The organism is Mesorhizobium sp. M7A.F.Ca.ET.027.03.2.1 (assembly GCF_003999175.1).
Classification (GTDB): domain Bacteria; phylum Pseudomonadota; class Alphaproteobacteria; order Rhizobiales; family Rhizobiaceae; genus Mesorhizobium.
This window is the reverse complement of the sequence record NZ_RZOM01000439.1, coordinates 1-4,740: the sequence shown is the minus strand read 5'-3', so window position 1 is coordinate 4,740 and position 4,740 is coordinate 1. Positions and strand designations below refer to the sequence as shown.

Here is a 4,740-nt window from a genome sequence, read left to right as displayed (position 1 = left end):
GTGCTGGCCTGGCGCTGGGCAGCCTTTCCTTCAAAACGGTCGCCTTTGTTTTTCCGGCGGCCATCCATCTCGACTTTGCGCGTGAGCGCTCGCCGTCGAACCCGCGCGCGCCGCCGCTGACGGCCTGAGCCTGTTTGCCCGGCGGAACTTTTCGTGGGCGTACCAATCCAAAGATCAAACTGCTCGCGACCGGCAACGGCGCGACCATCACTTCATGGAGCAACCATGTCCTATTTTTTCCCTGACGCCGCGCGTCTTGTGCCCGGCGGCATTCTACGCGGCATCGAAGAGCGTGTCGGCATTGCCGTGCTGGCTCTTGCGCTGCTGTTCACAGGCGCCCAGTCCGTCCTCGCGCATGAGTTCAAGGTTGGCGATCTTGAGGTCGGCCACCCTTGGTCGCGCGCCACACCGGCCGGTGCCAATGTGGCCGGGGGTTATTTCACCGTCACCAACAACGGCAGTGCACCGGACCGGCTGGTGTCGATTTCCTCCGATGTTTCTGAAAAGACCGAGCTGCATGAGATGGGCGTCAAGGACGGCGTCATGACCATGCGGCCGGTTGCCGGCGGCCTGGAAATTCCGGCCGGCGGCAAGGTCGCGCTTGCGCCTGGCGGCTATCATCTGATGTTCATCGGCCTGAAGCGGCAACCCAAACAGGGCGAGAAGTTTTCCGCCACGCTGGCTTTCGAAAAGGCCGGCGCCGTCAGCGTCGATTTCGCTGTCGAAGGCATGGGCGGTGGCGCCATGGACGATCACGCCAATTGATCCGGCCGGTTCGACAAATTTTGAAAATCCGAGGGACCAACATGAACAAATATCTTTTGTCGGCCGGCGCACTTCTCGCGCTCGGAACCAGCGCCGCCTTCGCGCATATCACGTTCGAAACCCAGGAGGCGGCGGTCGGCTCGACCTACAAGGCCGTTTTGCGCGTGCCGCATGGCTGCGAGGGCAAGGCGACGACCGCCGTGCGCGTGCAGATTCCGGAAGGGGTGATCGCGGTGAAGCCGATGCCGAAGCCAGGCTGGACGCTGCAGACCAAGAAGGGCAAGTACGAGAAATCCTACCAGCTCTACGGTCAGGCGGTGACCGACGGGGTCAAGGAAGTCGACTGGAGCGCCGGCAGCCTGCCGGACGAATTCTACGACGAGTTCGTCTTCCGCGCGACGTTGACGGCGGATCTCCCGGCGGGCCAAAAACTCTACTTCCCGGTGGTGCAGGAATGCGACGGCGCCGCCGATCGCTGGATCGAGATCCCAGCGGCAGGGCAGGATGAAGACGCGCTGGAAAGCCCGGCACCCGGCATCAAGCTGCTGCCGAAGAAATGATCTCCCAGGCGGCGCGCCCTTTCGAGCGCGCCGCTCCTTTTCGTGGCGGTGACATGAGCACGACCTCCTTCCTGCAAACGGCTTCCATGACCGGCCAACGCGCCGGCCGGTTTGCCGCCGGCCTGTTGGCCGTGATCGTGTTTCTTGCCAGCCTTGCCGTGTCGGATCAGGCCTTTGCCCATGCCGCGCTGATCAAGACCGACCCGGCCGACGGCGCGGTGCTGGCACAGGGGCCGGCGCAGTTCTCGCTGACCTTCAGCGAGCCGGTCTCGCCTCTGGTGCTGACGCTGGTGAAGCCCGACGGCAAGCCGGTTCCGCTAACGTCATTCCGGCTCAGCGACCAGACCGTCGAGATCGACAATCCGCAGCCGCTCAAGTCCGGCACGCATGTCTTGAGCTGGCGCGTCATCTCCGCAGACGGTCATCCCGTCGGCGGATCGCTGCTGTTTTCCATCGGCGCGCCCAGCGAGCCGCCCGCCGTATCCGAAGCCGTCGACTGGCCGTTGCGGTCGGCTATCTGGACGGGCAAAATCTTTCTCTACGTCGGCCTTTTCCTCGGCGTTGGCGGCGCCTTCGCGCTTGCCTGGTTGGCCGGAAGTGGCCGTGCCGGGCAGCGCTTCGTTGCAGCCGCAATCCTGAGCGGGCTGGTCGCGGCATCCTTGTCGCTCGGTTTCCAGGGGCTTGATGCGCTTGGGGCGCCGCTCTCCCATCTGGCACAATCGGTCATCTGGCGGACCGGGCTCGGCACCAGTTTCGGCTCGACAGTGCTGGTCGCGCTGATCGCGCTGGGCCTTGGCCTGCTGTCGCTGGCCGGTCCCCGCGCCACCGCCAAACCATTGGCGCTGGTCGGCCTGGCCGGGGTGGGGGTTGCCCTTGCCGCCAGCGGCCATGCCAGTGCCGCCGAACCGCAATGGCTGACGCGGCCGATGGTGTTCCTGCATGGGGTCTGCATCGCGTTGTGGGCCGGCGCATTGATCCCACTCGGGCTGGCGCTGAAGGGGCAATCGGCGGGGGCCACGCCATTCCTGCGGCGGTTTTCTTGGGCGATCCTGCCCGTGGTGGCCGTGCTTGCCGCTGCCGGCATCGTGCTTGCCGTCATCCAGGTGCAGACACCCGCGGCTTTGGTCGACACCGCCTATGGAAGGCTGCTGCTTATCAAGCTGGGGCTGCTGGTCTTTCTGTTCACGCTTGCTGCCGTCAATCGCTGGAAACTCACGGCATCGGCCGAGGCGGGATCGACGGAAGTTCAACGCAGGCTGGTCCGCTCGATCGGCGTCGAGATGTTGATCGTGTTGGCGATTTTCGGCGTTGCCGCGGGCTGGCGCTTCACACCGCCGCCCCGAGCCCTCGCGATTGCGGCAGCACAACCGGTGTCGGTTCATATCCACGCGCTGCAAGCGATGGCCGATCTCAGCATCACTCCCGGCCATGCCGGCCCGGCCGTTGCCTCGATGGTCATCATGAGCGGCGATTTCGGCCCGCTCGACGCCAAGGAGGTGACGCTTGTGCTGTCAAAACCCGATTCCGGCATTGAACCGCTGAAGCGCGCTGCGAGCAAGCCCGGTGACGGCAGCTGGCGCGTCGACAACCTCGTCATCCCGGTGCCGGGCCGGTGGACGGTGCGCATCGACATACTGGTCTCGGACTTCGAGATGGTGAAGATCGAGGCGCCCGTCGATATCAGGCCGTAGCGTCGGCCTTATGGTCCTCACGAAATAGCACCCGCAAAAAGGAGCGACCCAGTCGGCAAATGACGACTGTCAAAATGGTCGCTTTCGTTCGACCTTGGCGGCCATCACTTCGGTTTCGATGCCAATCGCGGTCGTCTCGCCCTATCGAGGCGCATTGGCAAGGGCAAGCTAGGACAAATCGCATGAAGAAGGATCAACGCCTCTCCACTGCGGGGAACGAGAATGCCGGGCGCAACAGGCGACCACCAAACCTCAAGGCGCTGGCTGCGCACAACGACCTTGGCGCTCTCATCGAAAAACTTGATCGTGATCCGACGGAGCCGATGCCTGTCGACATCATCAATCATCTCAGCCTGGGCCGATTTCCGGACGCCCGCAAATTGGCTGAGCGGGTCTCTGCGCCGAAGGGCTATGTGCCGCGATTGGAATCGAGGCTCAACCTGCCTGTTGCGAAGGCCGTCGCGCGGCCTGAGGGCAAGCCGACGCGCACGGGCAGGCGAAACGAGGATCTGCTCAAGGCCTATGTTCCTCGCCATCTCGCTGTGCGAACGGTCCCACGGTTGCGACCGTTCTTTGCTGGACCGGACGGCGATATTGCCGTCAAGCGGTCGGGGCTTACGGCTATCGGCATGGATCTGGTGGCGTTTCCCTGGTCGGCGATAGGCCACATCCGCACCTTCTCCGAAGGCAAGGAGCTTCCAGGAGGCACCGCCTTCATGGTTGGGCCGAACCTGTTGATGACAGCCAGCCATGTCATGCCGTGGGACTACAGCGGCAACTGTCAAATCGAATTCACGCCGGCTATGTACCCGGGTCACTCCCCTCGCTTCGGCTCCACATGGGTCAGCGACTGGTATGGCGTCAGGCATGACGGCTTCTGGGATATGGCGTTCAAAGCGGATGCCAGCGACTATGCAATCTGCAGGACGATTGATCCGATTGGCAACGTCTGCGGCTGGCTGGGTACGCAGGCCTTCGACGACCACGATGAGTATTTCGACCATCTTTACATGAGCGCTGGCTATCCTGATTTCGCCGCCGGATACCCGGCTGTCGAGCTGGCTGCCTTCATCAGAGATGTCGACGGAGACAAGCATGCGCGCGAGCTTGAAACGACAAACTTCGCCGGCCACGGGTGGTCGGGAGGACCTCTGTTCGGCTTCATCCGCGACGACTGGCGCGTCGTGGGAGTTTGCCATGGCCAGGAAACCGAGTTCGTGGTTCCCTTCCCGCCTTGGAACCCGCCTTGGAATGTGAATCTGCTCTTTGCCGGAGGGGACGCAATGGTGGATTTGGTCTACCATGGCTATGCCAACTACAATTTCTGAACCCGCTTTTCCCTCGACGCCGGCACCTGAACTTCCCGGCGGCTGCGCCAATTGCCAATCTTCTCGGGCTCTGGTCTTCACGTTCGATCCGCGCAACACAATTCGGCGAGGCGGTTGACGCGGCCCGAAAGGCCCGTCAATCATCCCGTGAAGAATGGCATCCCGTGATGAATGGGCATCCCCGCAAATCGCGGGCTCGAACCAACAAGATCCGAAAGCAGGGAAGAAACGATGGAAAATGCCGAAATCGGCCTGATCGGCCTTGGCACGATGGGCTCCAACCTGGCGCTCAACATCGCCGAGCACGGGCACCGCATCGCTGTCTTCAACCGCACCGGGGCGCGCACCGACGCTTTCATCGAGAATGCCGGCGCGCTCAGGGACATGGTCGTGCCC

5 protein-coding genes are annotated in these 4,740 nt (G+C 63.2%); all 5 read left to right on the top strand.

The genetic code is table 11. The annotated features are described in order from the left end of the window. Positions 1-225: 225 nt before the first annotated feature. A complete protein-coding gene (locus EN750_RS19140; protein WP_127397337.1) occupies positions 226-765 on the top strand; it encodes a copper chaperone PCu(A)C in 540 nt (179 codons plus the stop codon). 41 nt (positions 766-806) lie between these two features. Continuing rightward, complete coding sequence (locus EN750_RS19135; protein WP_127397336.1) at positions 807-1,325, top strand: YcnI family protein; 519 nt, start codon at positions 807-809, stop codon at positions 1,323-1,325. Positions 1,326-1,378: 53 nt separating this feature from the next. Then, positions 1,379-3,016: a copper resistance CopC/CopD family protein gene (locus tag EN750_RS19130; RefSeq protein WP_127397335.1), complete on the top strand. Its 1,638-nt coding sequence runs from the start codon at positions 1,379-1,381 to the stop codon at positions 3,014-3,016. A gap of 182 nt (positions 3,017-3,198) precedes the next feature. Beyond that, positions 3,199-4,344, top strand: coding sequence for a serine protease (locus EN750_RS19125; protein WP_127397334.1), 1,146 nt, complete (start codon positions 3,199-3,201; stop codon positions 4,342-4,344). A 231-nt stretch (positions 4,345-4,575) separates the two neighbouring features. Next, a partial coding sequence (locus EN750_RS19120; RefSeq protein ID WP_189526314.1) for an NAD(P)-binding domain-containing protein occupies positions 4,576-4,740 on the top strand: 165 nt, incomplete at its 3' end.

Coding starts and splice junctions, on each gene's coding strand:
- EN750_RS19135 (WP_127397336.1), top strand. CDS start 807: ATGAACAAATATCTTTTGTCGGCCGGCGCACTTCTCGCGCTCGGAACC.
- EN750_RS19125 (WP_127397334.1), top strand. CDS start 3,199: ATGAAGAAGGATCAACGCCTCTCCACTGCGGGGAACGAGAATGCCGGG.
- EN750_RS19130 (WP_127397335.1), top strand. CDS start 1,379: ATGAGCACGACCTCCTTCCTGCAAACGGCTTCCATGACCGGCCAACGC.
- EN750_RS19140 (WP_127397337.1), top strand. CDS start 226: ATGTCCTATTTTTTCCCTGACGCCGCGCGTCTTGTGCCCGGCGGCATT.